1 protein-coding gene is annotated in these 223 nt (G+C 43.9%); it reads left to right on the top strand.

Annotation, left to right across the window (positions count from 1 at the left end):
• The coding region (locus LI114_RS14070; RefSeq protein ID WP_227221175.1) for a transposase at window positions 1-223 on the top strand (223 nt) is incomplete at both ends.

The following is a 223-nucleotide window of genomic DNA, read 5'->3' on the forward strand; positions in this document are numbered from 1 at the left end:
AGATAAAAAAGCTTGCAGCATATGTAATCCTTGCAGTAAGCTTGACAGGTCACAAGGAAGTTTTATCCATACATATCGGAGAAAACGAGAGTGCAAAGTACTGGCTTGGAGTCCTGAATGAGCTGAAAAATCGCGGCGTAAAGGACGTCCTCGTGATATGTGCCGATGGCCTTTCGGGTATGAAAGAAGCCGTAAATACGGCATTTCCACAGACAGAATTACA

The organism is Ruminococcus sp. 210702-SL.1.03 (genome assembly GCF_020559915.1).
Taxonomy (GTDB): Bacteria; Bacillota; Clostridia; order Oscillospirales; family Ruminococcaceae; genus YE71.